At 70.5% G+C, this 26,258-nt stretch carries 27 protein-coding genes and 1 pseudogene; 12 read left to right on the top strand and 16 right to left on the bottom strand.

What is annotated here, in order from left to right; genetic code table 11:
- Positions 1 to 45: 45 nt before the first annotated feature.
- From KUG38_RS05260 to KUG38_RS05240, 5 genes are all read right to left on the bottom strand, one after another.
- Positions 46 to 753, bottom strand: a complete 708-nt coding sequence (locus KUG38_RS05260; RefSeq protein WP_216919594.1) for a hypothetical protein — start codon at positions 751 to 753, stop codon at positions 46 to 48.
- Positions 754 to 995: 242 nt separating this feature from the next.
- On the bottom strand, positions 996 to 1,430 hold the full coding sequence (locus tag KUG38_RS05255) for an HNH endonuclease (protein ID WP_286195700.1): 435 nt from the start codon (positions 1,428 to 1,430) through the stop codon (positions 996 to 998).
- Positions 1,431 to 1,768: 338 nt separating this feature from the next.
- Positions 1,769 to 2,140 (bottom strand): HEPN domain-containing protein, encoded by a 372-nt coding sequence (locus tag KUG38_RS05250; RefSeq protein WP_216919592.1) that lies wholly within the window; start codon positions 2,138 to 2,140, stop codon positions 1,769 to 1,771.
- On the bottom strand, positions 2,127 to 2,543 hold the full coding sequence (locus KUG38_RS05245; protein ID WP_216919591.1) for a nucleotidyltransferase family protein: 417 nt from the start codon (positions 2,541 to 2,543) through the stop codon (positions 2,127 to 2,129). The genes KUG38_RS05250 and KUG38_RS05245 overlap by 14 nt, the downstream gene beginning before the upstream one ends.
- A gap of 72 nt (positions 2,544 to 2,615) precedes the next feature.
- Positions 2,616 to 3,707, bottom strand: a complete 1,092-nt coding sequence (locus KUG38_RS05240; protein ID WP_216919590.1) for a calcium/sodium antiporter — start codon at positions 3,705 to 3,707, stop codon at positions 2,616 to 2,618.
- Between the two features lie 148 nt (positions 3,708 to 3,855).
- On the opposite strand from KUG38_RS05240, the gene KUG38_RS05235 reads away from it, so the two are divergent.
- On the top strand, positions 3,856 to 5,469 hold the full coding sequence (locus KUG38_RS05235) for a B12-binding domain-containing radical SAM protein (protein WP_216919588.1): 1,614 nt from the start codon (positions 3,856 to 3,858) through the stop codon (positions 5,467 to 5,469).
- On the opposite strand, the gene KUG38_RS05230 is transcribed toward KUG38_RS05235, so the two are convergent.
- Positions 5,396 to 6,676, bottom strand: coding sequence for an O-antigen ligase family protein (locus KUG38_RS05230; RefSeq protein ID WP_353617718.1), 1,281 nt, complete (start codon positions 6,674 to 6,676; stop codon positions 5,396 to 5,398). The two genes, KUG38_RS05235 and KUG38_RS05230, sit on opposite strands and share 74 nt — an antisense overlap.
- A gap of 49 nt (positions 6,677 to 6,725) precedes the next feature.
- Positions 6,726 to 7,580, bottom strand: coding sequence for a formyltetrahydrofolate deformylase (purU, locus tag KUG38_RS05225; protein ID WP_094586443.1), 855 nt, complete (start codon positions 7,578 to 7,580; stop codon positions 6,726 to 6,728).
- Between the two features lie 124 nt (positions 7,581 to 7,704).
- On the opposite strand from purU, the pseudogene psbQ reads away from it, so the two are divergent.
- Both psbQ and KUG38_RS05215 read left to right on the top strand, forming a co-directional pair.
- Positions 7,705 to 8,160, top strand: a pseudogene (gene psbQ, locus KUG38_RS05220) (photosystem II protein PsbQ); the annotation flags it as partial.
- Between the two features lie 139 nt (positions 8,161 to 8,299).
- A complete protein-coding gene (locus KUG38_RS05215; RefSeq protein WP_216919584.1) occupies positions 8,300 to 9,418 on the top strand; it encodes an NAD(P)/FAD-dependent oxidoreductase in 1,119 nt (372 codons plus the stop codon).
- Between the two features lie 76 nt (positions 9,419 to 9,494).
- Here the strand turns inward: KUG38_RS05215 and dnaK are convergent, their stop codons facing one another.
- Entirely contained in the window at positions 9,495 to 11,399 is a 1,905-nt protein-coding gene (dnaK, locus tag KUG38_RS05210; RefSeq protein ID WP_216919582.1) for a molecular chaperone DnaK, read from the bottom strand.
- 176 nt (positions 11,400 to 11,575) lie between these two features.
- On the opposite strand from dnaK, the gene KUG38_RS05205 reads away from it, so the two are divergent.
- The 4 genes from KUG38_RS05205 to KUG38_RS05190 all read left to right on the top strand — a co-directional run bounded on the left by KUG38_RS05205 (position 11,576) and on the right by KUG38_RS05190 (position 14,238).
- Positions 11,576 to 12,490 carry a shikimate dehydrogenase gene (locus KUG38_RS05205; protein WP_216919580.1) on the top strand — a complete coding sequence of 305 codons (915 nt, stop codon included), beginning with the start codon at positions 11,576 to 11,578 and terminating at the stop codon, positions 12,488 to 12,490.
- 36 nt (positions 12,491 to 12,526) lie between these two features.
- Complete coding sequence (locus KUG38_RS05200) at positions 12,527 to 12,994, top strand: Tic20 family protein (RefSeq protein WP_216919578.1); 468 nt, start codon at positions 12,527 to 12,529, stop codon at positions 12,992 to 12,994.
- A gap of 80 nt (positions 12,995 to 13,074) precedes the next feature.
- The gene (rpsF, locus tag KUG38_RS05195; RefSeq protein WP_094586245.1) at positions 13,075 to 13,437 is read left to right on the top strand and encodes a 30S ribosomal protein S6; all 363 of its coding nucleotides are present in this window, start codon (positions 13,075 to 13,077) and stop codon (positions 13,435 to 13,437) included.
- 57 nt (positions 13,438 to 13,494) lie between these two features.
- On the top strand, positions 13,495 to 14,238 hold the full coding sequence (locus KUG38_RS05190) for a hypothetical protein (protein ID WP_216919576.1): 744 nt from the start codon (positions 13,495 to 13,497) through the stop codon (positions 14,236 to 14,238).
- On the opposite strand, the gene KUG38_RS05185 is transcribed toward KUG38_RS05190, so the two are convergent.
- Both KUG38_RS05185 and KUG38_RS05180 read right to left on the bottom strand, forming a co-directional pair.
- Entirely contained in the window at positions 14,201 to 15,415 is a 1,215-nt protein-coding gene (locus KUG38_RS05185) for an argininosuccinate synthase (protein ID WP_094586247.1), read from the bottom strand. The genes KUG38_RS05190 and KUG38_RS05185 overlap by 38 nt on opposite strands.
- 87 nt (positions 15,416 to 15,502) lie before the next feature.
- Positions 15,503 to 15,715 (bottom strand): hypothetical protein, encoded by a 213-nt coding sequence (locus KUG38_RS05180; RefSeq protein ID WP_216919574.1) that lies wholly within the window; start codon positions 15,713 to 15,715, stop codon positions 15,503 to 15,505.
- A gap of 53 nt (positions 15,716 to 15,768) precedes the next feature.
- Here KUG38_RS05180 and KUG38_RS05175 point away from each other — a divergent pair, with 53 nt between their 5' ends.
- The 3 genes from KUG38_RS05175 (at position 15,769) to KUG38_RS05165 (ending at position 17,471) form a co-directional block, all read left to right on the top strand.
- Positions 15,769 to 16,020 carry a DUF3134 family protein gene (locus KUG38_RS05175; protein WP_015109952.1) on the top strand — a complete coding sequence of 84 codons (252 nt, stop codon included), beginning with the start codon at positions 15,769 to 15,771 and terminating at the stop codon, positions 16,018 to 16,020.
- Positions 16,021 to 16,054: 34 nt separating this feature from the next.
- Entirely contained in the window at positions 16,055 to 17,131 is a 1,077-nt protein-coding gene (gene mraY / locus KUG38_RS05170; RefSeq protein ID WP_216919572.1) for a phospho-N-acetylmuramoyl-pentapeptide-transferase, read from the top strand.
- A 91-nt stretch (positions 17,132 to 17,222) separates the two neighbouring features.
- Positions 17,223 to 17,471, top strand: a complete 249-nt coding sequence (locus tag KUG38_RS05165) for a hypothetical protein (RefSeq protein WP_216919570.1) — start codon at positions 17,223 to 17,225, stop codon at positions 17,469 to 17,471.
- A 31-nt stretch (positions 17,472 to 17,502) separates the two neighbouring features.
- On the opposite strand, the gene KUG38_RS05160 is transcribed toward KUG38_RS05165, so the two are convergent.
- On the bottom strand, positions 17,503 to 17,709 hold the full coding sequence (locus tag KUG38_RS05160; RefSeq protein WP_094586251.1) for a 5'-phosphoribosylglycinamide transformylase: 207 nt from the start codon (positions 17,707 to 17,709) through the stop codon (positions 17,503 to 17,505).
- 65 nt (positions 17,710 to 17,774) lie between these two features.
- Between KUG38_RS05160 and purT the strand changes: the two genes are divergently transcribed.
- Together purT and KUG38_RS05150 are read left to right on the top strand one after the other, a co-directional pair.
- The gene (gene purT, locus KUG38_RS05155; protein ID WP_216919568.1) at positions 17,775 to 18,980 is read left to right on the top strand and encodes a formate-dependent phosphoribosylglycinamide formyltransferase; all 1,206 of its coding nucleotides are present in this window, start codon (positions 17,775 to 17,777) and stop codon (positions 18,978 to 18,980) included.
- Positions 18,981 to 19,115: 135 nt separating this feature from the next.
- Entirely contained in the window at positions 19,116 to 20,045 is a 930-nt protein-coding gene (locus KUG38_RS05150) for an LCP family protein (protein ID WP_353617717.1), read from the top strand.
- 4 nt (positions 20,046 to 20,049) lie between these two features.
- Here KUG38_RS05150 and KUG38_RS05145 read toward each other — a convergent pair whose 3' ends face one another.
- From KUG38_RS05145 to KUG38_RS05125, 5 genes are read right to left on the bottom strand one after another with little or no spacing between them, the layout of a single operon-like run.
- The gene (locus tag KUG38_RS05145) at positions 20,050 to 20,544 is read right to left on the bottom strand and encodes a TerB family tellurite resistance protein (protein WP_216919565.1); all 495 of its coding nucleotides are present in this window, start codon (positions 20,542 to 20,544) and stop codon (positions 20,050 to 20,052) included.
- 3 nt (positions 20,545 to 20,547) lie between these two features.
- Positions 20,548 to 23,574 carry an excinuclease ABC subunit UvrA gene (gene uvrA / locus KUG38_RS05140; protein WP_233134002.1) on the bottom strand — a complete coding sequence of 1,009 codons (3,027 nt, stop codon included), beginning with the start codon at positions 23,572 to 23,574 and terminating at the stop codon, positions 20,548 to 20,550.
- A 51-nt stretch (positions 23,575 to 23,625) separates the two neighbouring features.
- Positions 23,626 to 24,561 (bottom strand): oxidoreductase, encoded by a 936-nt coding sequence (locus tag KUG38_RS05135; RefSeq protein WP_216919563.1) that lies wholly within the window; start codon positions 24,559 to 24,561, stop codon positions 23,626 to 23,628.
- A 37-nt stretch (positions 24,562 to 24,598) separates the two neighbouring features.
- Positions 24,599 to 25,192, bottom strand: coding sequence for a DUF4334 domain-containing protein (locus KUG38_RS05130; RefSeq protein ID WP_216919562.1), 594 nt, complete (start codon positions 25,190 to 25,192; stop codon positions 24,599 to 24,601).
- A gap of 14 nt (positions 25,193 to 25,206) precedes the next feature.
- Complete coding sequence (locus KUG38_RS05125; protein ID WP_216919560.1) at positions 25,207 to 26,151, bottom strand: helix-turn-helix domain-containing protein; 945 nt, start codon at positions 26,149 to 26,151, stop codon at positions 25,207 to 25,209.
- Positions 26,152 to 26,258: the final 107 nt, after the last annotated feature.

Below are 26,258 nucleotides of genomic sequence, written 5' to 3'. Positions count from 1 at the left end.
GGAGAGCCGTGAGTCACGGCTCGATCCTTCGCCGTAGCCGGGGGCTCAGCCCCCCACCACCAGGGCGTCGACAATCTCGTAGCGCTCGAAGTTCTCGCCAAGCAGCAGCACCGACAAATCGCCGCGCCGCTGCACGGTGAGCTTCTCGGGCTGATCGGAAGCGACAGCCTTGCCCTTCACGAACAGGAACTGGCGCTTCTGGCCCTCGGGGGCGGTGACCACCACCGTGGCGCTGCTGTTGGCCCGGCGGATCACGGAAGCCTTGCACCTGGTGGCCTTGCCGCTGCTCCCGGAGCCACAGGGCACCTCCGCGGAGGCGTGGTACGGCGTGCCTGGGATCAGGGCGTCACGGGATGCGGGCACGGGGGCGAGGGGAGCACCATTGATCCCCACCTTGAGGCTGTAGGTGCTGGATTCGTTGCGGCGCGCCGCCGGCCGCATCAGATACACCCTCACCCTGACGTCGGCATCGCTTGGCAAGGGTCCACGGAAGCGATTGCCGGAGCTGCTGCCGATGAACAGGGCGGTGTCGGTCCCCGCCGCCATCACGTTGAAGTAGTTCTGTGGGTTGGAACCCTTGAGTTCCACGCTCAGGGTCTGACCGGCACCGGCCCGCAGTTTGTAATCGATGGTCTGGTCGCCCTTGAGCTGGCCCTTCAGCAGGGTGGAATCAGCTCCGGCTCGAAACGTGACCCTCTGACTCTCGATCGCCGTCCGGGCCAGTCCGACTCCAGCCGGGAGGCTGATGGCCACAAGGCCAGCGGCTGCGAAGGCGAGTGGTGTACGCATTGGGCCATTGCTCGGGGCCAATCCATACCCTATCTCTCTGGCTCTAGAGACTGTTTCTTACCGCCTGTGGAATAACTGGATGGGCAGTTCCGATTTGTTGAGAAAAGTGGGATGAACTCGTGAGCTAACGCTGCCCCCGAGTTACAGGGAGATAGCATAGGGAAAGGGTGAAAAGCTGGAGGTGGCCTGTCAACTCAAAAGGCATACTAGGCACTATCTGGACAACCAATTCTGGGTGAACCTGTATTCATGCCACCAGAATAGGCTGCACCAGCGCCAATCGTTACAGCCGCAACGAGCCTCGCACCATTCGCATATCCAGCTTGTGTGCCATCCCGATTTCGTGCATGGTACGATCCACCTTTTAGTATTTCGATTCTGCCGGCATTTGCCCCTCCCCGAGTTGTTGCATTCTGCGCATCACAGTTGGGACATAAGAGCCTCAGATTCTCGGGCCTGTTATCCCTTGCATTGCCAGATATATGGTCCAGAATCAGCCCTAGCGGTTGTCCATTCCAGACCAGAGGATTTGCATTAAATTGGCACTGCTGGTTGTCGCAGCGTTCAAGTAGGCCGCGTGAGCGTCTCCATTCAAGGTAATGGCGGCGCACTGTGCTTCGGTTTGGCTTGTCCTCCGACATTCGGAGCACCTCTTCAGCTGAACGTTTCATGGAGCACCTCCTTCATTGATGCCTAACACTTCTTAGGCGGAACCATCTAAGTCCCAAACTTTCAGCCTTGGGAAGCATAAAAGCGAGTTGCCCTGAGGGCAACACAACCCCGTCGACCTAGGCAGACCCGTCGAAACACCCTGCTGCCGCAGTGGCCCAACTTGGCCATCCATTGACACTCCATCCAAGGACTGGTTGCACCCCATCTCGCCGCATTGGGGCAGATTGAGACGGACCAGCTTGAGCGCGAAGCTTCCACCAGCGTCACTCTGAATCGCTGAACCTCTGGCGCCCGCTGGCTTGGCCGATCAACCGAGCCCCGCCACAGCCCGCTCGCAGCGTTCCAGTTCGGCCTCCAGCAGGGTCAGCAGCACCGATCGCTCGGCCGGCAGCGGGAAGGGGCCTGCCTCGTAGCGGGCCTCCACGGCGAACTCCTGCAGCGCCGCCAGCCGGGGCTCCAGAACCTGTCCCGCCACAGCGGCCAGGTCGCTCAGCTCATGCACCCGTGGTGGCCGGCGATCGCTCAGCACGATCCAGGCCTTGAGCAGCTTCTCCACCACCTGCTGGGCGGTGAAGCCCCAGTCCTCCTCCGGATACGCAGGGTTCAGTCCGATCCGCAAGGTCCTCAGATGGCGGCGCACGATCGCCAGCAGCAGGGCCGCGTCCTCAGCCGGCGACATAGAGCACCTTCCCCTCGCAGGCCACATCGCCGAACACGTGCCAGCGGGAGCCACTCAACCGTTCCGCGTCGGCGGCACCGGCCAGCACCAGGTCCACCCTGACGCCGAGGGGCCCGAGGGCCGCTCGAAAGCGCTGCCAGCAGGCGGCTTTCTCGGCGGGGGTGAGCTGGAGGCGGTCCACGATCACGGCCAGGTCCAGGTCCGAATCGGGGCGCGCCTCGCCCCGGGCCCGCGATCCGAACACCAGCACCGCCCTCACATCGGCGTCGGCACAGAGCCGTGCCAGGGCCAGGGCACAGGCCTCCGGATCCAGGCCGGGGCCGAGATCCGGCAGCGCCGCCAGCCCCCTGGGCTCACGCCAGGGAATCGCGGGCGGTACGAACGGCTGTGCGGCGGAAACCATGGCAAAACGCTACCGCCGCTGACCCCAAGGGCCTATCGGCGCGACTCACACCAAGCCAGGCCTGCCGTCCTTCTAGTCGCCGCCCTGAACGGCCAGGAGCTTGCGCTGCTGCTTCCAGCGCAGCACCTGCCAGACCAGGAACACCATCAGCAGGGGCAGCACCGCCACCAGCACCACGAACCGGTAGGTGTTGTCGACGATCTCGCCGCCGGCGGTGGAGGCCAGGACCTGCTCCACCAGATAGAGCCCATAGAGACCCAGCAGAATCCAGCCCTCAAGGCGGGAGATCACCCCGTTGGTCCAGAAGATCGGCAGGCAGGCCAGGGTGGTGGCCACCATGATCGGCAGATCGCGGTTAATCATCACTGGATCCACCGCCAGCCCCTTGCCGCCGGCCACCACGGCGCAGAGCCCCAGGATCACGATCTGGTTGAGCAGGTTGCTGCCCACCACGTTGCCGATGGCCAGGTCGGCCTTGCCCCGGTAGGCGGCCACCACGGAGGTGACGAGCTCGGGCATCGAGGTGCCGGCCGCCACGATCGTCAGGCCAATCACCGTCTGGCTCACCCCCAGGGCCACGGCAGCCGTGGTGGCACCCCGCACCAGCAGCTGGGAGCCGACCACCAGCAGGACCAGGCCCGCCGCCAGCTTGAAGGCCGCCACCAGCGGGGTGGACCGCTCGTTCTCGTTGTCCTCGTCGTCTTCGGAATCTTCCGACGCCGTGCGGATCTCCCAGATGAGGTTTGCCACCGTGGCGAACAGCAGCGCCACACCGGCCTGCCAGGTGAGCCGGCCCCCCGAGGCCATGCCCCACACGGCCATCGAGATGCCCAGCAGCAGGGGCACGTCCCGCCTCACCAGGCGGCTCCTGACGCGCAGGGGAACGATGGCCGCGCTGGCGCCCAGCACCACCAGGATGTTGAAGATGTTGCTGCCCACCACATTGCTGACGGCCAGGTCAGCGTCGCCCTGAAGGGTGGACAGCACGCTCACGAACAGTTCCGGCGTGCTGGTGCCCAGGGACACCACCGTCAGGCCGATCACCAGCTGGGGGATGCCCAGCAGCAGGGACAGGGCGACCGAACCGGCCACGAACAGTTCCCCTCCGCCGAACAGCACCAGGATCCCGAGGATGATCTCGACGAAACTGGGCAGGGTGGGCATGGCGCCTTGTCGGAAAGCGTATGAGTTTAGGGAGACGCCAGCCGATCGCCTGAAGTGACACGCTGGATCTCCCCGTCCCGCCGCCCCCCTGAACCAGGAAACCCTGCTGTTCGAGCCGGCCCAACCGGCCGCCGATGCCCTGCGCACCGTGCTGGCCTTCCCGAGCAGCTATTCGGTGGGGATCACCAGCCTGGGCTACCAGGTGGTGTGGGCCAGCCTGGCGCGCCGCAGCGACCTGGACGTGCGGCGGCTGTTCACCGACCAGGGGGATCCGCCGCACCGCCATTGCGACCTGTTCGGCCTCTCGCTCAGCTGGGAGCTGGACGGACCGGTGCTGCTCGACCTGCTGGAGCGCCAGGGCATCCCCCTGTGGAGTCACCAGCGGCGGGAGGACGACCCGATCGTGTTCGGCGGCGGCCCGGTGCTCACCGCCAATCCGGAGCCCCTGGCCCCCTTCTTCGACGTGGTGCTGCTGGGTGACGGCGAGCTGCTGCTGCCCGCCTTCATCGACGCCCTCCAGGCCGCCCGCGCCCTGCCCCGGCCCGAACGCCTGCGGCAGCTGGCCCGGGTTCCCGGGCTTTACGTGCCGGCGCTCTACGCCCCCCGCTACGACGCCGATGGCGCCCTGCTGGCGGTGGAGCCCACCGCCGCCGAGGTGCCGGCGACCATCGCCAAGCAGACCTGGCGCGGCAACACCCTCAGCCATTCCACGGTGATCACGCCGGAGGCGGCCTGGCCCTCGATCCACATGGTGGAGGTGGCCCGCAGCTGCCCGGAGCTGTGCCGCTTCTGCCTGGCCAGCTACCTGACCCTGCCGTTCCGCACCGCCTCCCTCGACGACGGCCTGATCCCGGCGGTGGAGACGGGGCTGGCGGTGACCCAGCGGCTCGGCCTGCTGGGGGCTTCGGTGACCCAGCACCCCCAGTTCGCCGACCTGCTCACCTGGCTCGATCAGGACCGCTTCGAGGGCACCCGGGTCAGCGTCAGCTCGGTGCGGGCCGCCACGGTGACCCCCCAGCTGGGGCGGATCCTGGCCCGGCGGGGCAGCAAGTCACTGACGATCGCGATCGAGAGCGGCAGCGAGCGGATGCGCCGGGTGGTCAACAAGAAACTGAGCGGCGAGGAGATCTTCGCGGCGGCCCGCTACGCCAAAGAGGGTGGCCTCAGCGGCCTGAAGCTCTACGGCATGGCCGGCCTGCCGAGCGAGGAGGAGGCCGACATCGAAGCCACCGCCGACCTGCTCCTGGCCCTCAAGAAGGCCACGCCCGGCCTGCGGCTCAGCCTCGGGGTGAGCACCTTCGTGCCCAAGGCCCACACTCCCTTCCAGTGGGAAGGGGTGCGGCCGGAGGCGGAGAAGCGCCTGCAGCGGCTGGCGCGGCGCCTGCAGCCCAAGGGCATCGAACTGCGCCCCGAGAGCTACGGCTGGAGCGTGATCCAGGCCCTGCTCTCCCGCAGCGACCGCCGCCTGGCGCCCGTGATCGCCGCGGCCCGCGGCCAGCACGACAGCCAGGGCGGCTGGAAGAAGGCCTACCGGGCCGCTCGTGCCGGCGAGGTGGCCGCACCGGCGGATCTGCCGGTCCCCCTGCCGGCGCCGCCCCCATGGGAGGAGGTGGTCCATGCCACCTGGGGCGAGGAGCGGGTCCTGCCCTGGAGCCATCTGGAGGGCCCGCTGCCGCCCGCCACCCTGCTCAGGCATCGGCAGGAGGCGCTGGCCGGCGATAGCAGCGCAGACCCGCCAGCAGCACCCAGCCCGCCACATTGACCCGGCTGTCATAGAGGGGGATGTCGGTGGCGTGAAGGGCCACCAGCACCAGGGCCGCGGCCCACCAGGCCCGGTCAAACAGGGTGCCGCCGGCCATGCCCAGCCAGCCGGCCCGGATCAGCAGCCACAGCACCAGGCCCACCACCAGGACGGCGACCGGCACCCCGTGGCTCATCGCCAGATCGATCGGCAGGTTGTGCGGGTGGCCGTGCCAGAAGCCGGTGCGCATCGGATAAATGATGCTGAAGGCGGCCGCGCCCCAGCCCAGCCAGGGCCGTTCGGCGATCAGCCCCAGAGCCACCTGCCACTGGGCCAGGCGGGTGATCGCCAGCGGTCGCTGGCCGCCGTGCTGGAGGTCGATCAGCCGCCCCCAGATCGCCTCGGGCACCACCTGCCGGGCCAGCTCCTGCGGGGCCGCCGGCACCCAGGGCAGGGTGGAGAGGCCGATCACTGCCAGCACCACCAGCAGCACCGGCAGCAGCCACAGCCAGCTGCCGGGCCCGGCCACCACGGGCACCGCCAGCATCAGGGCCCCCCAGGCATTGCGGGAATCGGTGAGGAACACCGCCGCCACCAAGCCGGCGGCGATCACCAGCACCACCCCCCGGCGCCGCCAGCCGAGACCGCCCTCGATCAGGGCCGCCAGGGTCAGGGGCCAGGCCAGCACCATCCAGGCCCCGGCGATGTTGGCGTAGTCGAACAGTCCGGCCAGCCGTTCCGGCGGATTGCCGCCGGCCTTGATGTGCCAGATGATCAGGCCCCCCAGCCACTGGAAGGGTCCGCTCCAGCCCCACCAGATCTGGCCCAGGCCGGTGAGGATCACCGGCACCGTGCCGGCCACCACGGCCAGGGCGACGCGGCGGCGGGCGGCGGGGGTGCCGAGATACACCTGGAAGCCCCAGAACCCCCAGAAGAAGGGCAGCCAGTTGCCCATCCCCAGCCAGGCCAGGTCATTGCTGGCGGCCCGGAAGCAGCCCAGCACCATCAGCACCGCCGCCGCCAGGAGCACGACGTTGGCCCGGTCCGCCAGCACCGGGCGTCGGCCGCGGCTGCCCAGGATCAGGGCCAGCAGCAGGGCCAGGCCGGCCAGGAAGGCACTGCTGGCCAGCAGGAACATCCCCAGCTGGAAGCAGCGCCAGCCCAGGGGGGTGGCGGCGGCCGGCTTGGGCGCCATCAGGCGCTCGTCGAGGGCGGAAAAACGGATCACCGGAGCGGTGGCGGCAGCGAAGGACCGACGGCGGGTCCCGGGGCAAGGCTCAATCAAACACAGCGGTTCGGCCCCGGTAGACCATCACCTGGCGGCGCAGGAACAGTCGCACCGCCCGGGCCAGGGCCAGCCGTTCGGTGTCGCGGCCCTTGCGGATCAGGTCCTCCACCTCGTCGCGGTGGCCCACGTGCATGGTGGCCTGCTCGATGATCGGCCCGCCGTCCAGCTCCTCGGTGACGAAGTGGGCGGTGGCGCCGATCAGCTTGACCCCCCGCTCCCAGGCGCGGTGGTACGGCTGGGCCCCCTGGAAGGCGGGCAGGAAGGAGTGGTGGATGTTGATCACCTGGGAGAAGCGGGCCAGGAAGGCGGGGCTCAGCACCTGCATGTACTTGGCCAGCACCACCAGCTCGATCCGCTCCTCCTCCAGCAGGGCCAGCTGGGCCTGCTCCACCTCCGAGCGGGAGGCCGCCGTGATCGGCAGGTGCACGAAGCGGGCACCGAAATCAACCGCCAGCGCCTCCAGGTCCGGGTGGTTGGAGACCACCAGGGGCACCTGCATCGGCAGCTCCCCGGAGCGGGTGCGCCAGAGCAGGTCCACCAGGCAGTGGTCCTGGCGGCTGGCGAAGATCGCCACCCGGGGCAGGGCGTCGGAGAAATGCACCTGGCCCTCGCCGCCGAGGCGCCCCGCCAGCGCCGCCACGGCCGGAACGATCGCCTCACGGGGCAGGCCGAACCCCTCCAGGGCCCATTCGATCCGGCTCAGGAACAGCCCCGCCCCCGCATCGGTGTGGTGGTCGGCATGGAGGATGTTGCCGCCGTTGGCGGCCACCCAGCCCGAGAGTTCGCTCACCAGCCCTGGCCGATCGGGGCAGATCAGCTGCAGGATCGCCGTGGGGGAACGCATCAATGAATCCGGAACGGATCGGTCGGAACCGTCATGGTGGCGCAGGCGGGCCGGTAAAGTCACGGCGCCAGCCACGTCACAGCACCGTCCCATGGCCGTCGCGTCGATCTCCGCGCCCCTCTCCCTGATGGGTGTCCTGCGCCGCCTCAGCCTGCTCTGCGTGGCCCTGGTGCTCAGCGTTTCCCTGGTGGCCTGCTCGGGCGACCAGACCCGCAAGCCGCCGACGATCAGCCCCGCCGACATGACCCTGATCGCCCGCCAGACCGAAGGGTTCCTGGCCGCGAAGGAGCGCCTGCCGGAACTGGCCGATCTGGTCAACGAGCGCAACTGGGTCTTCACCCGCAACCTGATCCACGGCCCGATGCAGGATCTGGGTCGCCAGATGCTCTACATCAACCAGCGTCTGCTGCCGGCCGACCGGGCCGAGGCTGCCAAGCGGGCCACCAAGCTGAAGGCTTCTCTGGCCAAGCTGGATGAGGCCGCCCGTCTGCAGGACGGCGAGAACCTGCGCAAGGACTACATCAAGGTGGCCACCGGCTTCAGCTCCTACGCCGAGGTGATTCCGGCCGAGGCCATCGCCCTGGCCGAATCCTTCAGCGCCGAGGCCAAGGTGTCCAACGCCGTGCCGCCGGCCCCCTCGCCCAACACCCCCGCGCCCCAGCCGGTCGCCAGCGGCGACGCCTGATCCGCACCCCGGCCGGGCCCCCTCCCCCACCTCCGTGATCGTGGTTGGGGGGGGCATCGTGGGCCTGGCCTGCGCCTGGTTCCTGCAGTCCCGCGGCCACGCGGTGCTGCTGCTTGATCCGGCCCAGGCCGCCGCCGCGGCCGATACCCCGGGCGAGGGCCCCGAGCGCTGCGGCAGCCTGGCCGCCCTCGGGGTCCTGATGGCCGACAGCTTCCACCGGGACCGGGGCCGGGCCTGGGACCTCCGTCAGCGCAGCCTCGGGCTCTGGGCCGAGTGGCGCCAGGAGCTGGCCCGACGGGGGCAACCGATCCCCTACCGCTCCGGGGTGCTGCTGCTGGCGGCGGATGGGGCCGAAGAGGAACGCCTCACGGCGCTGGGGGCGCGTAAGCGGGCCCTGGGCCTGCCCCTGGAGCCCTGGGACCGGCGGCGGCTGGAGCAGCTCGAACCCGGCCTGCCCCAGCCCTCCCTGGCGGGGCTCCACTCCAGCCGCGACGGCCAGCTGGATCCGGGATCGGCCCTGGCGGCCCTGGCGGCGGACGGCCGGGAGCGGGGCCTGACCGTGCGGGCGGAGGCGGCCGTGGCCCTGCGGCCCGATGGCGGCGGCTGGCGGGTGGACCTGGCCGGGGGCGGCGCGGAGCGGGCGGCCTGGGTGGTGCTGGCGGCGGGGACCGCCAGCGGCACGCTGCTGAAGACCGCAGCGGGGGTGGGCGCGGGTGCGGATGGTGGCCCCTGGGAATTGGAGCCGGTGCTGGGCCAGGCCCTGGAGCTGGAGCTGGACGCCCCCCTCCCCGGCCACTGGCCTGGGGTGGTGGTGTGGCGGGGCGTCAACCTGGTGCCCCGTCCCGACCTGGAGGGGGGCCGGCGCCTGTGGCTGGGGGCGACCCTGGAGCCGGGCCACCGGGCCGATCCGGACCAGCTCAGGGAGCTGCGCGGCCTGGGCGGGGCGGCACCGGAGTGGTTGCGGCAGGCCCGGGTGGTGCGCCGCTGGCAGGGCCTGCGGCCCCGCCCCCTCGGCCGGCCGGCCCCCCTGCTGGAGCAGCCGGCCCCGGGGCTGCTGCTGGCGGGCGGCCACTACCGCAACGGCATCCTGCTGGCGCCGGCCAGCGCCGCCTGGGTGGCCGGGCAGATCGAGGCCCGCCCCACCGGCACCTGAATGCCGCGGCAGACCATGAAAAAAGCCCCCCGAGGGGGGCTTGGTGCCGAGCGATCCGGGCCGGACGGCCCGGAGATCACTTGCTCTCAGTGAACTCGGCGTCGATGACGTCATCGGCGCCGGAGGCGGTGCCGTTGCCATTGCCACCGGGGGCGGCGCCGGCGGCGGCACCCTCGGCCCCGGCCTGCTGGTACACGGAGGCACCGGCGGCATAGAGAGCCTGCTGGAGCTGCTCCAGGCTGGCCTTGATGGCCGGGGAGTCGTCCTTCTCAAGGGCCTCCTTGAGGTCCTTGGCGAAGCCCTCCACCTTGGCCTTGTCCTCGGCGCCCACCTTGTCGCCGAGCTCGCCCAGCTGCTTCTCGGACTGGTAGATGAGGGTCTCGGCCTGATTCCTCAGGTCGATCTTCTCCCGCTTCTCCTTGTCGGCGCTGGCGTTGGCCTCGGCGTCCTTCACCATCTTGTCGACTTCGTTGTCGCTGAGGGTGGAGGCGCCGGTGATCGAGATGCTCTGCTCCTTGCCGCTGCCCTTGTCCTTGGCGGTGACGCTGAGGATGCCGTTGGCGTCGATGTCGAAGGTGACCTCGATCTGGGGCACGCCACGGGGGGCCGGGGGGATGCCGTCGAGGCGGAAGGTGCCCAGCGACTTGTTGTCGGAGGCCATCTCACGCTCGCCCTGCAGCACGTGGATCTCCACGTTCGTCTGACCGTCGACGGCGGTGGAGTACACCTCCGACTTCTTGGTGGGGATGGTGGTGTTGCGGGTGATCATCTTGGTCATCACGCCGCCGAGGGTCTCCACACCCAGGGAGAGGGGGGTGACATCGAGCAGCAGGATGTCCTTGACCTCGCCGGCCAGCACACCGCCCTGGATGGCGGCACCCACGGCCACCACCTCATCGGGGTTGACGGTCTGGTTGGGGGTCTTGTTGGTGATCCGCTTGACCAGCTCCAGCACCGCGGGGATGCGGGTGGAGCCACCCACCATGACGATCTCGTCGAGCTCGCTGGTGGAGAGCTTGGCGTCCTTGAGGGCCTGCTCCACCGGCACCCGGCAGCGGTCGATCAGCTTGGAGGCGAGCTCCTCGAACTTGGCCCGGGTGAGGGTCAGGTCGAGGTGCTTGGGCCCTTCGGGGGTGGCGGTGATGAAGGGCAGATTGATCTCGGCCTGGGTGGCGCTGGAGAGTTCGATCTTGGCCTTCTCGGCCGCCTCGGTGAGGCGCTGCAGGGCCTGCTTGTCCTGGCGCAGGTCGATGCCTTCGTTGGCCTTGAAGTTGTCGGCCAGGTGATCGACGATCACCTTGTCGAAGTCGTCACCGCCCAGGTGGGTGTCACCACTGGTGGAGAGCACCTCGAAGACACCGTCGCCCACTTCCAGCACGGAGACGTCGAAGGTGCCGCCGCCGAGGTCGAAGACGAGGATGCGCTCGTTGCTCTTGCGATCCAGGCCGTAGGCCAGGGCCGCGGCGGTGGGCTCGTTGATGATGCGCAGCACTTCGAGGCCGGCGATCTTGCCGGCGTCCTTGGTGGCCTGGCGCTGGGAGTCGTTGAAGTAGGCCGGGACCGTGATCACGGCCTGGGTGACGGTTTCACCCAGGTACTTGCCGGCGTCCTCGGCCAGCTTGCGCAGCACTTCCGCCGAGATCTCCTCGGGGGCGAACTGCTTGCTGAGCACCGGGCACTTGATCTTGACGTTGGAGCCGGCCTTCTCGACGCCGTAGCTGACTTCCTTGGACTCCTCGTTGACCTCATCGACCCGGCGGCCGATGAAGCGCTTCACGGAATAGAAGGTGTTCTCCGGGTTCATGACCGCCTGGCGCTTGGCGATCTGTCCGACCAGCTTGTCCTGGTTCTTCGTGTAGGCCACCACCGACGGCGTCGTGCGGAAGCCCTCGGCGTTGGCGATCACCGTGGGCTTGCCGCCCTCCATCACGGCGACGCAGCTGTTCGTGGTGCCGAGGTCAATACCGACGACCTTGCCCATGGATGACCACCTCCTGGTGTGGATGAAGTTCTGACTGGAGCCATCTTCCGCATCCGGGGTTCACCCAGGCGAGGGGTGGTTCCCGAACCGGTGCCGTACCGGGAAGGGGGTCTGGGCCTGTCGGAGCCTGGGATCCGGCGGACCTACGGTCGGGCGGCAGCTGCTCATGCGAGCCCATGGCGACCCCACAGGCAGCACCGGTGATCAGTGGTGGCACCGCCCTGGCGGGGGTGCTGGGGGATCCGGTGCGCCACTCCCTCTCGCCGGCGATGCACAACGCCGCCATCGCCGCCCTGGGCCTCGACTGGGCCTACCTGGCCCTGCCGGTGGCGGCCGCGGACCTGGCCGTGGTGCTGCAGGGCCTGGAGGCGATCGACTGCCGCGGCCTCAACGTCACCCTGCCCCACAAGCAGGCCGCGGCCGCCCTGGCGCGGGAGCTGACGCCGCTGGCACAGCGGCTGGGGGCGGTGAACACCCTGGTGCGACGGGACGGCGGCGGCTGGCTGGGCACCAACACCGATGTGGAGGGGTTCCTGGCGCCGCTGCGGGGCCTGGCCGCCCGCGAGGCCCTGGTGCTGGGCTGCGGCGGCAGTGCCCGGGCGGTGGTGGCGGGCCTGGTGAAGCTCGGCCTGGGCCGCATCCGGGTGGCGGGCCGCGACAGCACCCGCCTGGGCCGTTTCCTCGCCTCCTGCGCCGACTGGGCCCCTGGCCTGGAACCCCTGGCCTGGGAACCCGGGGCGGAGGGTCAGCCGGACCCCCTGGCCGAAGCGCTGGCGGGCGCCGATCTGGTGGTGAACACCACGCCCCTGGGCATGGCCTCCGGCGGGGATCCGGCGGCGGCGGCGCGCTCGCCCCTGGATCCCGCCCAGGTGGCCCTGCTGCGGCCGGCCGCCACGGTCTACGACCTCATCTACATCCCCCGGCCCACCACCCTGCTGCGCCTGGCCGGTGAACGGGGCTGCCGCACCATCGACGGCCTGGAGATGCTCGTGCAGCAGGGGGCCGCCTCCCTGCGGCTCTGGAGCGGCCGGCCGGACGTGCCGGTGATCGCCATGCGGGACGCTGCCCTGGCCAGGCTGGGGGGCCCCTAGCCTGCGGGAACCGTCCACACCCGAGCCAGCGCCCCCATGGAAGGTCCTCCGATCTGGCAGCGGCTGCTGGGAGCCCTGGCCTACCTGCTGCCCCTGAGCGACGCCCTGCGCTTCGGCCAGTCCCTGTTCGACATGTTCCCGCTGCTGGGGTGGCTGGCGCTGCCGGCCCTGCCCCTGGTGGTCCTGGAGCAGGCCATCCCCTTCGGCGGCCTGGTGCTGTTCCTGCTGCTGTTCCTGCTGGTGGTGCGCAACCCCCGGGTGCCCTACCCGATCCGCTTCAACGTGCTGCAGGCGATCCTGATCGACATCGTGCTGGTGCTGCTCAGCCTGGCCTTCGACACGGTGCTGGCGCCCCTGGGCGCCGGCTTCGCCATCCGCACCCTCTCCAACACGATCTTCCTGGGCACGGTGCTGCTGGTGCTGTTCTCGGTGATCCAGAGCCTGCGGGGCAAGGAGGCCGACATCCCCACCGTCTCCGAGGCGGTGCGGATGCAGCTCTTCTGAAGGGGGCCACGACGCTGCGATAGGGTCTTGGATCCGTCGCTGACGGGCCCCGGTGCCCTTCAGCCCCTCCACAGGCGACCATGACGCAGCCCTACTACGAAACGATGTACATCCTCCGGCCGGACATCCCGGAGGAGGAAGTCGAGACCCACGTCGCCAAGTACCGCGACATCGTCGTCGAGGCCGGCGCCGAAGTGCTCGACACCCAGATGCGCGGCAAGCGCCGCCTGGCCTACCCGATCGCCAAGCATCGGGAAGGCATCTACGTGCAGCTCAACCACAGCGGCAACGGCCAGCAGGTGGCCCTGCTCGAGCGGGCCATGCGTCTCTCCGAGGACGTGATCCGCTACCTGACCGTGATCCAGGACGGCCCCATGCCCCCGCCCCGCAGCGTCCCCGGCGCAGCGGTCGAAGTGGCCCCCACCGAAGCGGCGACGGCCTGATCCGGCTTGTTCTCCGCTGATCACTGGGCCTACATTCCCCCCAATGGGTGCTAGGCGATGACTGCGACGGACAAGTCCAAAGCCGGCGGGGAAGCCGGCGAGGAGGTCGGCCCGGAAGGCAGACCAGCGTCCCGTGGCCTGCCGGCCCAGCCGGCCTTTCCGCCCTCCAGCTGGCCGGCCAACCCGGCGCCGCCAGCGGCGAGTGTCCTGACGCCCGGCCAGCCGGTGGCCTCCGTTCCGGTGCCACCGCCGGCCAGCTTCAGTTTCGGCGAAGTGCCGGCCGTTGCGGATCCGGCCCCCATGGCCGTCGAGCCCGTCTTAGACGACCTGGGGCCTGCCGTGGAGCCCGCCCCCCCGGCAGCAGCGATGCCGGCGGCAGCGCCGGCTGCGGCCACGGCCAACCCCACCAGCCTGGCGATCACCACCACCGGTCCCGACGCCCAGCAGCTCGAGATGGAGCTGGCCGCCGCCCGGGATGAGCTGAAGGCCCTGCACGAGATGCTGGAAGACCTTCCTGAGATCTTCGAGCGCAAGTTCCAGCAGCGCCTGGCCACGGTGATGGAGCACCAGAAGCACCTGCTCGCCGACAACCAGGCCCTGCGGGACCGGCTCTACAGCCTCAACCCCGCCGCGGCCGACGGGCCGCCACCGGGCTCAGGCCGCCCCCAGCCCCTGCTGCTGCCCACGGTGGCCAGGAAGCAGGGCTGGGGCCAGGCCCTGAAGCGGGCCCTGCGGCTGGGCGGCGAAGGGGCGCCCCAGAAGATCAGTCGCCACGACGACGGGCGGCCCATAACCGCGTAGGCATCCCCCACACGTAGATGAAGCCTTCGGCGGCCCGGTGGTCGAAGAGGTCTTCAGCGCCGTAGGTGGCCATGTCGGGCACGTAGAGGCTGTCGCTGGCGCTGGAGCGCCCCACCACGGTGGCGCTGCCCTTCTGGAGCCGGATCCGCACCAGGCCGTTGACCGTGGCCTGGGTGCGGTCGAGGAAGCCGTCGAGGGCGTCCTTGAGGGGACCGAACCAGAGGCCCTGGTACACCAGATCTGCCCAGCTCATCTCGATCTGGCGCTTGTAGCGGAGCACGTCGGCGGCCAGGGTGAGGCTCTCCAGCTCCTGGTGGGCACGGATCAGCAGCAGCAGGCCCGGGGTCTCGTAGATCTCCCGGCTCTTGATGCCCACCACCCGGTTCTCGATCATGTCGAGGCGGCCGAAGCCATGGGCCCCCGCCAGGGCATTGGCCCGGCGGATCAGGGCCACCGGATCGAGGCGCTCGCCGTCGATGGCCACCGGATTGCCCTGCTCGAAGGCGATCTCCACCACCTGGCCCTCGGCCGGGGCGTCCGCCACCGACCGGGTCATGGCGTAGACCTCCTCCGGCGGCTCCACCATCGGATCCTCCAGGGGGCCGGCCTCGATACTGCGGCCCAGCAGGTTGAGGTCGATCGAATAGGGGGACTTCTTGCTCACCGGCGCCGGGATGTCGCAGCGCTCGCCGTAGGCGATCGTCTCCTCCCGGCTCATGCCCCACTCCCGGGCCGGAGCCAGCACCTTGAGGTCTGGGGCCAGGGCGCCGATGGCGACGTCGAAGCGCACCTGGTCGTTGCCCTTGCCGGTGCAGCCGTGGGCCACCGCGTCGGCCCCCACCTCCCGGGCCACCTCGACGAGGCGGCGGGCGATCAGGGGGCGGGCCAGGGCCGTGGAGAGGGGGTAGCGCCCCTCGTAGAGGGCATTGGCACGGATCGCCGGGAAGGCGAACTCGCGGATGAAGGGATCGATCAGGTCGTCCACCCGCGACTGGCTGGCGCCGGCCGCCAGGGCCTTGAGACGGATCGGCTCGAGCTCATCGCCCTGGCCGAGGTCGGCGGCGAAGGTGATCACCTCCTTCACCCCCCACTCCCGCATCAGGTAGGGGATGCAGACGCTGGTGTCGACACCACCGGAATAGGCGAGCACCACCCGCTCGGCACGCGGTGTGCCCATGGGCGATTCAGCGCCCGCCCCCTGCTGCCCCAACGTCGCCATCCGTGCCGCTCCTGCGCTGTGGCGACCGATTCTGGCGCCTGGGGGTCATTCTCCCCCCTGGTCCGCCGGCGGCAGCCGCCAGCGCAGCAGCACCACCAGGGCCAGCAGCAGCGGCGGCCCCAGCAGCATGGCGGCCACCACCGCCGGCTGGACCGGCAGGGGCTGGGGCCAGCGCAGGCCGGCGGCGGCCAGCAGGGTGCTGAGCAGGAGGGCCGCCGACCAGAGACGGCCCACCTCCAGGAACTTGGCTGGGGTCATGGGGGCGGCGCGATAGAGTGGTGAGTCGGTCCTTGACGACCCAGCCTGACGGCATGAGCATTCTCGACACCATCAACCCCTCCCTGACCCGCTACCGGCGCAACGAACCGGCGCCGGTGCTGCCGCTGCGGGATGAGCCCGATCTGCTGAGCCTGCTGGAGGCCAGCGGCCGCCTGGTCGCCGACGAGGAGACCGCCAGCACCGATGTGAGCACCGTGGAGGAGGAGGAGCTGTCGGCGCTGATGGGCGAGAAGGAGGATTACAACCCGGCCGACGAGCCCTCGGAGGAAGACTGGGAGGACTGACGGTCCGCTCCGGCTCCACCCTGCAGCATTTCCGATGGCCTCCCGCGACGGCCGCTTCCCTGCGGCCCTGCTCGCCCTGATCCTGCTGGCCGCCTGCCTGGCCAGTGATGCCCTGGTGGCCAATTCCATGCTGACCCTGCCGCTGGTGGTGGCGGCCCTGGTCAGCGCCGGCGTGGCGGCCCTGGGGGTACCGCGCCTGCGGGCCCTGAAGATCGGCCAGGTCATCCGGGATGAAGGTCCCCAGGCCCACCACAGCAAGGCGGGCACCCCCACCATGGGCGGCCTGCTGGTGGTGCCCGTGGGGGTGCTGGTGGGGGGACTGATCAGCCCGGAGGATCCCCGCCCGTTGGCGGTGGCGGCGGTCACCCTGGCCTACATGGCGATCGGCGCCGTCGACGACTGGCGCAGCCTCACCCGCCGCACCAACACGGGCCTGAGCCCCCGGGGCAAGCTGCTGCTCCAGGCCCTGGCCGCCGTCGGCTTCCTGGCCTGGGCCCACCTGGGCGGCTGGCTGGGGGGCGGGGTGCCCGGCGATCTGGGGCTTCCCTTCGGCCGGGTGCTGACCCTCGGACTGCTGATCTGGCCGCTGGCCCTGTTCGTGTTCCTGGCCGAGAGCAACGCCACCAACCTCACCGACGGGCTCGACGGCCTGGCCGCCGGCTGCGGTGCCGTGGTGTTCACCGGCATGGGGCTGCAGCTGATGCTGCGGGGGCACGGAGGCGATCCGGTGCTGGCCGCCTTCTGCACCGCCATGGCGGGCTGCTGGCTCGGCTTCCTCAGCCAGAACCGCCATCCGGCCCGGGTGTTCATGGGGGACACGGGCTCCCTGGCCATGGGGGCCGCCCTCTCCTCGGTGGCCCTGCTCACGGACAGCCTCTGGCCCCTGCTGCTGATGGGCGGGGTGTTCCTGGCCGAATCCCTCTCGGTGATCCTGCAGGTGGGGGTGTTCAAGGCCACCAAGGGCCCCGACGGCCAGGGGCGGCGCCTGTTCCGCATGGCGCCGCTGCACCACCACTTCGAACTCGGGGGACTGCCGGAGCAGAGCGTGGTGCTCGGTCTCTGGGGCGCCAGCCTGATACTGGTGCTGGTGGGACTGGTGCTGCTGCCCTGAGCAGCCGCCCCCTGTCGTCGATCGCGGCGACCCCGCCCACCGGTCGCCCGTCCGGGCGGCCCCGGCTCACCGATCCGTCGCACCCCCGGCCATGGAGTATTTCACCTGGAAGGAAACGGGCCTCACCGCCGACTGCGCCAGCCTGGAGGCGATGGCGTCACGGTTCGAGGAGGCGGCGGGCCTGATGCGCCGCATGGCCGAGGAGGGCTTCAAGGTGGAGCGCCACCCGGAGGGGCAGCGCATCACCCACCCCGATCCGGCGGTGTTCGGGGCCTACGGCTTCGTGAGCGAGGAATCGGCCGAGAGCCAGCTCACCCTGCTGGAGGAGCCCGGCGCCTGAGGGGGGCCAAATGCGTGGGGGGCCCGGGCGCTCAGCGGCGCAGGTACCCCACCAGCCACACCACCACAAAGGCCAGGGACGACACCCCCAGGTAGACCAGCGTCCAGGTCTGGAAGTCCGAGACGCTCCAGCCGAAGGGCAGCAGCCCGTTGGCCGCGTCACCGGCGGTGCTGAAGGCGAGGATTCGGGAGGCCAGGGGGCCGAAGCCCTGGGAGATCACGGGGAGAGCCGCAGGCATCGCGGCACGTTAGGGGAAGGGGCGCGCGCCGCGTCAGGATCGCCTCATCCGCACCGCACCCAGCCATGGCACCAGGCCCTTCCCCCTTCCCGCGGACGGTGATGCTGCTGGGCAGCGGCGAGCTGGGCAAGGAGGTGGCCATCGCCGCCCAGCGGCTCGGCTGCCGCGTCATCGCCGTCGACCGCTACGCCGGTGCCCCCGCCATGGCGGTGGCGCAGGTGAGCGAGGTGGTGGCCATGGCCGACCCCGACGCCCTCAAGGCGGTGGTGCGACGCCACCGGCCCGATGTGGTGATTCCGGAGATCGAGGCCCTGGCGGTGGATGCCCTGGCCGAGCTGGAGGCGGAAGGCCTCACGGTGATCCCCACTGCCCGGGCCACGGCGGTGACCATGAACCGCGACCGCATCCGCGACCTGGCCGCCGCCGGGCTGGGGCTGCGCACCGCCCGCTTCGCCTACGCCGAAAGCGCCGCCGAACTGGCGGCGGCGGCGGCGCCCCTGGGCTGGCCCGTGGTGGTGAAGCCGGTGATGAGTTCCTCGGGCAAGGGGCAGAGCGTGGTGCATGGCCCCGAGGCGATCGAAGCCGCCTGGGAGGCGGCGATGGCCGGGGCCCGGGGGGAGGGGGCGCGGGTGATCGTCGAGGAGTTCCTGCGCTTCAGCCTCGAGATCACCCTGCTGACGGTGCGCCAGTGGCAGGGTCCCACCCTGTTCTGCCCGCCGATCGGCCACATCCAGGAACGGGGCGATTACCAGTGCAGCTGGCAACCGGCCCGGCTGGGGGAGGAACAGCTGGCGGCGGCCCAGGCGATGGCCCAGGCCGTCACCGACAACCTCGGCGGCGCCGGCCTGTTCGGGGTGGAGTTCTTCCTCTGCGGTGAGCCCGGCCACGAGGAGGTGGTGTTCTCCGAGCTCTCACCCCGGCCCCACGACACCGGCCTGGTGACGCTGGTGGGCCAGAACCTGAGCGAATTCGAGCTGCACCTGCGGGCGGTGCTGGGGCTGCCGATCCCGGAGATCCGCAGCCTCGGCGCAGCGGCCTCCCGGGTGATCCTGGCCGGAGCGGATGTCCCTCCGGGAGCCGGAAGCCCCACCTACCTGGGGCTGGAACAGGCCCTGGCGGTGCCGGACACCCAGGTGCTGATCTTCGGCAAACCCGAGGTCCGGCCCTGGCGGCGCCTGGGGGTGGCCCTGGCCCGCGGCGACGATGAGGCGGACGCCCGCGGGCGCGCCGATGCGGCCGCAGCCTGCGTGCAGGTGCAGACCAGCCGATAAACCGCCACCACCACTGGTTTTTCGCCGCTTTGAGCCCTATGGTGCGCCCCTGCGGGTAGCACAATGACTCAGGCCCATTCCCCCTCGAGGCTCCCTCGCTCCCGGAAGACCCGGCAGAAGAGGGAACTCGGGGCGGTGGCCCTGCCTGAGAAGACCAGCACCAGGCCCGATCCGAAGCAGCGGCCCCCGGCGCCGCACCGGTCCCGCCGCCGGCCCCTGCTCACCTTCGGCGTCGGCGTTGCCGTCGGAGCCTTGATGGCGGGCCCCCTGCCGGCACGGATCGCCCCGTTCCTGGCGGGTCTGATCCCCAGCTCGCGGGGCATCGGCGCGGTGCTCAATCCCCTCACGATCGAGAACCGCCCGATCCTCGTGCTCGGCCGCGATGCCGTGGGCGAGAACACCGACGTGATGTTCACGGTGCGGCTCGATGGGGACATCACCCACATCACCCAGGTGCCCCGGGACACCTTCATCGAATCGCCCCAGCTGGGGGTGGTGAAGGCCAACTCTCTCTTCGCCCTCGGCGGCATCCAGACCGTCAAGGCGGAAGTGGGCACCCTGCTGGCCACCCCGGTGGAGCGCTACCTGAAGGTGAACCTCGACGCGGTCAACAAGCTGGCCGAAGCCCTCGGGGGCGTCGAGGTGGATGTGCCCAAGCGCATGTACTACGTCGACAACGCCCAGGGCCTCTACATCGACCTCTACCCCGGCAAGCAGCTGCTGAAGGGCAAGGAACTGGAGGGTTTCCTGCGCTTCCGTCACGACGAACGGGGCGACCTGGGCCGGATGGAACGCCAGCGCCTGGTGATGGCCCAGGTGTTCCGCAAGCTGGCCGAGCCGGCCACGATCGCCAAGCTGCCGGCCCTGCTGGAGATCGCCGGCAACGACATGGTCACCGACCTGTCGCCGATCGAGATGACCCAGTTGATGTCCGCCCTCGGCAAGACGAAGCTGAGCACCCAGCGGGTGCCCGGCCGGCTCTACTGGCACAACGACCTCAGCTACTGGATGCCGGACAGCAACCAGGCCTACCCCAGCGGCAGCGGCGAGGAGCCGCTGCCCTGAGGCCTCAGGCGGCGGGTCCCCGGCCGTGGTCCGGGGTGCGCCAGCCGGCGGTGAGCTCGGCCAGCAGCTGGGCCAGCCCCTCCTTCTTCGGCAGGTCAGCCTCCGCCGCCCACTCGATCTCCTGGATGCGGGCATCGGCGAGGCCGAGCAGCTCCACCAGATGGCGGTAGGCCACCCGCTCCTGGGCGTTGATGGTGGACTCGGCCGGTGAGCGCCGGCCCACCCGCACCATCATGTAGCTGAGCTTCAGGGCCAGCTGGCGGTCGTCGGAGTCGGGCAGCTGGGCCACCAGCTCGTCCAGGCCCGCCACCGGCAGCCGCTCGGCCAGGAAGGCCTCCAGCTGGGCGTCGCCGAGGCCATTGGGGCTGTCGCCCTGCAGCTGGGTGGCCACCTGCTCGGCCAGCAGCTCCCGCTCGGCGGTGGAGCATTCGCCGTCGGCCCAGGCGACGGTGCAGACGATGCGCAGCAGGGCCGCCTGGGTGGGGGTGAGTTCAGCCATGGGTCAGGCCGCGAGGGGGATGGGGGGATGCTGCTCCAGCACGTGCCGCAGGTAGCGGCCGGTGTGGCTGGCAGCGTTCTGGGCCACGGTTTCGGGGGTGCCGACGGCCACGATCTGGCCCCCCTTGTCACCGCCCTCCGGCCCGAGGTCGACCAGCCAGTCGGCACAGCGGATCACATCGAGGTTGTGCTCGATCACCAGGATCGAATTGCCCTTGTCCACCAGACGCTGCATCACGTCCATCAGCTTGTGGACGTCGTAGAAGCTCAGGCCCGTGGTGGGCTCGTCGATCAGGTAGAGGGTCTTGCCGGTGGCGCGGCGGGAGAGCTCGGTGGCCAGCTTCACCCGCTGGGCCTCACCGCCCGAGAGGGTGGGGGCGGGCTGGCCCAGCTTGATGTAGCCGAGACCCACGTCCACCAGGGTGCTGAGCCGCTCGCCGGCCTGGGGGATGGCGGCGAACACCTCGGCGGCCTGCTCCACCGTCATCTCCAGCACATCGGCGATGGTGTGCCCCCGGAAGGTCACCTGCAGGGTCTCGCGGTTGTAGCGGGCCCCCTTGCAGACGTCGCACTGGACATAGACGTCGGGGAGGAAGTTCATCTCGATCACGTTCACCCCCTGGCCGCTGCAGGCCTCGCAGCGGCCGCCCTTGACGTTGAAGCTGAACTGGCCCACCTGGTAGCCGCGGGCCTTGGCCTCCACCGTGGCGGCGAACACCTGGCGGATCGGGTCGAAGGCACCGGTGTAGGTGGCGGGGTTGGAGCGGGGGGTGCGGCCGATCGGCGACTGGTCGATGACGATCACCTTGTCGATCGCCTTGATGCCCCGCAGCTCCTCAAGGCCGGAGGGGAAGGGCACCTTCATGCCGAGGCGGTTCTCCAGGGCCGGGTGCAGCAGCTCGTTCACCAGGGTGCTCTTGCCGCTGCCGCTCACCCCGGTGACACACACCAGCCGGCCGAGGGGGATCTCCACGTCGATGCCCTGGAGGTTGTTGCGGGTGCAGTTGGCCAGGGTGAGCCGGCGGCTGCCGGCATCGCGGCGCTCGGCGGGGGTGGGGATGGAGCGGCGACCGCTCAGGTAGGCGCCGGTGAGGGAGGCCTCGGCGTTGAGCAGGTCGTCGAGGGAGCCCTCGGCGACGATGTGGCCGCCATGGACGCCGGCACCGGGGCCGATGTCGACGAGGTAGTCGGCGGCGCGGATCGTGTCCTCGTCGTGCTCCACCACGATCAGGGTGTTGCCGAGGTCGCGCAGCTTGGTGAGGGTGGCCAGCAGGCGGTCGTTATCGCGCTGGTGCAGGCCGATGCTGGGCTCGTCGAGCACGTACAGGACGCCGGTGAGGCCGGCGCCGATCTGGGTGGCCAGGCGGATCCGCTGGGCCTCCCCGCCGGAGAGGGTCATGGCGGGCCGGTCCAGGCTCAGGTAGTCGAGGCCCACATCGAGCAGGAAGCGCAGGCGCATGCGGATCTCCCGCAGCACCAGGTCGCCGATCTGGATCTGGCGGCTGCTGAGCAGGGGCTCGGCCCCTTCGCTGGCCCCCACGCCCATCAGGGCTTCGATGCGCTCCAGGGTGACGGCCACGCTCACGGAGGTGAGCTCATGGATGGCGTAGGGCCCCACCCGCACCGCCAGGGCTTCGGGCCGCAGCCGCAGGCCGTGGCAGCTCTCGCAGGGCACCAGCTCCAGGTACTTCTCCAGCTTCTGGCGCATGGATTCGCCGCTGGCATCGCGCAGCTGGCGCTCCAGGATCGGCAGGATCCCCTCGAAGGGCCGCACATAGCCCTCGCTCTTGCGGTAGCGGCTGTCGGCCTTGATGGCGATCGGCTCCTGGCTGCCCTGCAGCAGCACCGTGCGCTGGGCGTCGGTGAGCTGGTCCCAGGGGGTCTTGAGCTCGAAGCCGAAGGCCTCGCCGACGCTGAACAACAACGAGAAGTAGTAGCTGTTCTCCTTGTCGCTCCAGGGGGCGATGGCGGCGTACACCGGCAGGGAGGGATCGGGCACCACCCGCTCCACGGTGAACTTGCGCAGGTGGCCGATGCCGTGGCAGTCGGGGCAGGCGCCGTAGGGGCTGTTGAAGGAGAACAGGCGGGGCGAGAGCTCCTCCATCACGGCGCCGTGCACGGGGCAGGCGAAGTTCTCGGAGTAGAGCCGCTCCCGCTCCACGCCCTCGGGCAGGGGTTCGTCGGCCTTGGGCACCACCTCCACCAGGGCCAGGCCTTCGCCGCGCTTGAGGGCGGTGCGCAGGGAATCGGTGAGGCGCTCGTTGATGCCCTCGCGGGCCACCAGCCGGTCAACCACCACCTCGATGTGGTGGGCGTGGTTCTTGTCGAGCTCGATGTTGTCGGCCAGCTCCCGCACCTCGCCGTTGATCCGCACCCGGGCGAAGCCCTCCGCCACCAGGCCGGCCAGCAGCTTCACGTGGGTGCCCTTCTTGCCCCGCACCACGGGGGCCAGCAGCTGGTAGCGGGTGCCCTCCGGCAGCGTGAGGATCTGGTCCACCATCTCGTCGATGGACTGGGGCTTGATCGAGCGGTCGCACTGGGGGCAGTGGGGTTCGCCGGCGCGGCCGTAGAGGAGGCGCAGATAGTCCTGGATCTCCGTCACCGTGCCGACGGTGGAGCGGGGGTTGTGGCTGGTGGACTTCTGGTCGATCGAGATGGCGGGTGAGAGCCCCTCGATCGCATCGACGTCCGGCTTGTCCACCTGGCCGAGGAACTGGCGGGCGTAGGCGGAGAGGCTCTCCACGTAGCGCCGCTGGCCCTCGGCGAAGATCGTGTCGAAGGCGAGGGAGCTCTTGCCGCTGCCGCTCACCCCGGTGAACACCACCATGCGGTTGCGCGGGATGGTGAGATCGACGTTGCGCAGGTTGTGCTGGCGGGCCCCACGGACCCGGATCACGTCCTCGAGGCTGCCGCCGGTGAGGGTGCGCAGGGCCTGGTCGGGAGAGGGTACGGCGTCCTCCGGGAGCTTGCCGGAGGTGCCGTTGCCGGGAGCCGCGCTCTTGCTGGAGGATCCGACGCGGGCACGGGGCATGGGGGGCGGTCGGCAGCCGATGAGTCTACGGGGGATGGCCCTGGGACAGGCTCAGGCCAGGGCCGGCAGGGGGGCGGCGGCGGCGCAGAGCTCCAGGCTCACCTCCCAGAGGCGCCGGCACTGGTCAGCATCGAGGGCGGCCGGGGCGATGCGCACCTCCGTGGGCCAGCCCCGCATGCCGCCGAACTGGTCGGGGCCGTAGTGGCCACCGGGCTTGGCCTCGGGCGCGGTGGCGGCGAACAGCTGGGGCAGGGCCCCCATGGCGGCGCTCTGGAACAGGGGATCCATCAGCCGGTAGGCGAGGGGCTCGAGGCGGGAGCCGGTGGCGGCGATCGAGGCGGGCTGGAGATTGGTGCGGGCGATGCCGGGGTGGGCGGCCAGGGAGAGAACGGGGCTGCCCTGGTCGGCGAGGCGCCGCTGCAGCTCGAGGGCGAACATCACATTGGCCAGCTTGCTCTGGCCGTAGGCCCGCCAGCGGTCGTAGCGGTGCTCGCCCTGGAGGTCGTCGAAGGCGATGCGGCCGAAGTACTGGGCCCCGGAGGTGACGGTGACCACCCGGGCACCGGGCCGGTCACGCAGCAGGGGCAGCAGGGCGAGGCTGAGGGCGAAGTGGCCCAGATGGTTGGTGCCGAACTGGAGCTCGAAACCCTGGCGGGTGAGGCGGCGCGGCGGCGCCATGACGCCGGCGTTGTTGATCAGCAGATCGAGGCGGCCGTAGCGCTCGGCGACGGTCGCCGCGGCGGCGGTGACGCTGGCCAGGTCGGCCAGATCCAGGGGCAGCACGTCGAGGGCGCCGGTGGAGGTCGCGGCGGTGAGCAGCTCCTCGCGGGCCTGCTCCGCCTTCGCCACCGAACGGCAGGCCAGCAGCACGGTGGCGCCGCGGGCCGCCAGGGCCCGGGCCGTTTCCAGACCCAGGCCACTGTTGGCCCCGGTGACCAGGGCGATGCGGCCGGACTGGTCAGGGATGTCAGCGGCGGTCCAGCGCATGGCGATCAGGAGGCGAAAAGCGTTTGGGGGAGAGCCGTCAGCCGGAGCCGTCCTCCACCGCAGAAATCGTAACGGAATGTGACGGACCCGGTCCTTCGCGGCGCAGCAGGAAGAAGAAGGGGGTCTCCATGCCCTTGAGGTCCATCACCCCCAGCACGGTGTCGTCATCCACCTTGCGGAAGACATCGTTGATGGGGAGGTGGTCGTACTGCATCGTGGCGCTCTCCACGCCGCGGTAGCGGGTCATCCGCAGCCGGGCCCCGGAGCGGCGGGTGCTGAACAGGGGCAGCAGCAGCTGGAACAGGCGGCCGGCCAGCGGCGCGGTGGGAATCGGCACACGCCCGCTCAGGCGCAGCCCCGGCCCCATGGCCCTCGGCTCCAGGCAGGTGAGGCCGCCGCCGAGCGTGTGGAACACCAGCGGATGGACCTCCTCGGCGCTGTCGAAGCGCTTGCCATGCCAGTGGAAGGCCTCCAGGGCGCCGTCGAGCGGGTGGCCGGTGGGCACGCTCTCCCCCGTCCAGGCTCCGAGCATGAAGGCGACCTCCACCGGGGGGAGGGCATCGAAGCGGGCGAAGGCCGCCTCCGTGGTGCTGGTGGTGCTGGTGCTGCTGGTGGCGGGGGGCGAACCCATGCCGGCTTCCGGCGTCAGGGGTCCATTGTCCGGCGCCGACGGGTGCCGCGCGGGGATTCCCCCCAGCGGCGGCGGTAGTCGGCGGCGGTGCCGCCGCAGGCCAGGAGCCCGGCGGCCTGCATCAGCTCGGCGATGCTGCGGTGGTCCTGGCCGGCCTCCAGCAGGAGCTGGCGCAGGCGGCAGAGGCGCAGCCGCCTGGCCTCCGCCATCGGCGTGCGGCCCAGCTCCTCCTGGAAGCCGTACTGCAGGGTCCGGGCGGAGAGGCCCATGGCCCGAACCAGGTCGTCGATGCTGAAGCGATCCGCCAGGTGCAGCTCCATCCAGTGGCGGGCCTCGGCCACGGTCCGGCGGCGCCGGGCGGCGGAGAGGCGTTCGCCCTGCCGTCCGGCCTCAGGGGGGTGGCACCACTGGTGCAGCGCCTCCACCAGGTCCGCCGCGGCGTGCCCCGAGCCATTGGGCTGCCAGGCGGCGGCACGGGCCAGCTGCAGCCCGGCCGTGACCAGCCTGCGGCTGGCCAGCCCCTGGTCGAGCAGGGGGGAGGGCGGCCCCGGTCCCCCCAGACAGGACGCGGGAATCACGATCGAGAGTCCGGTGATCGCGTCACTGGTGAGGCCCCGCATGGCATCGCCGGGACGGAACAGCAGGCCCATGCCCGGCTCCGCCACCACCTCGACACCGTTGATCACTTCCTGGGTCAGCCCCTGGAGCGGTAACCAGAGCACCCCGTGGCCGCCCTGCTCGCGCAGCAGTTCCACCCGGCCGCGGCCATGGAGGAGCACCACCTCGAACTCCGCCACGGCCGCCGTGCGGATGTGGGTCTGGAAGGGGGGCGAACCAGGCAGGAGCCGGCTGCGGTGGTGGCCGAGGGTCCCGGCGACGAGGCTCTCCCATGCGCCGAAGTCGTCGCTGCGCAGAACCGTGTGCAGGCCGGGAGCCTCCAGCAGCTGCAGTGGCTTCATGGCGGCCAGGGCGCTGGAGAGGCTGGGTCCGTTGTACCGCGACGGGGCGCGCAGTGATCGACGCGGTGCAGGACTTGCGTTTTTCTTACATTGACCAGCCATTCATC

The organism is Synechococcus sp. CCAP 1479/9 (genome assembly GCF_019038535.1).
GTDB lineage: Bacteria > Cyanobacteriota > Cyanobacteriia > PCC-6307 > Cyanobiaceae > Cyanobium.
Note: the sequence above shows the minus strand (reverse complement) of the source record. Positions and strands in the feature narration are given on the sequence as shown.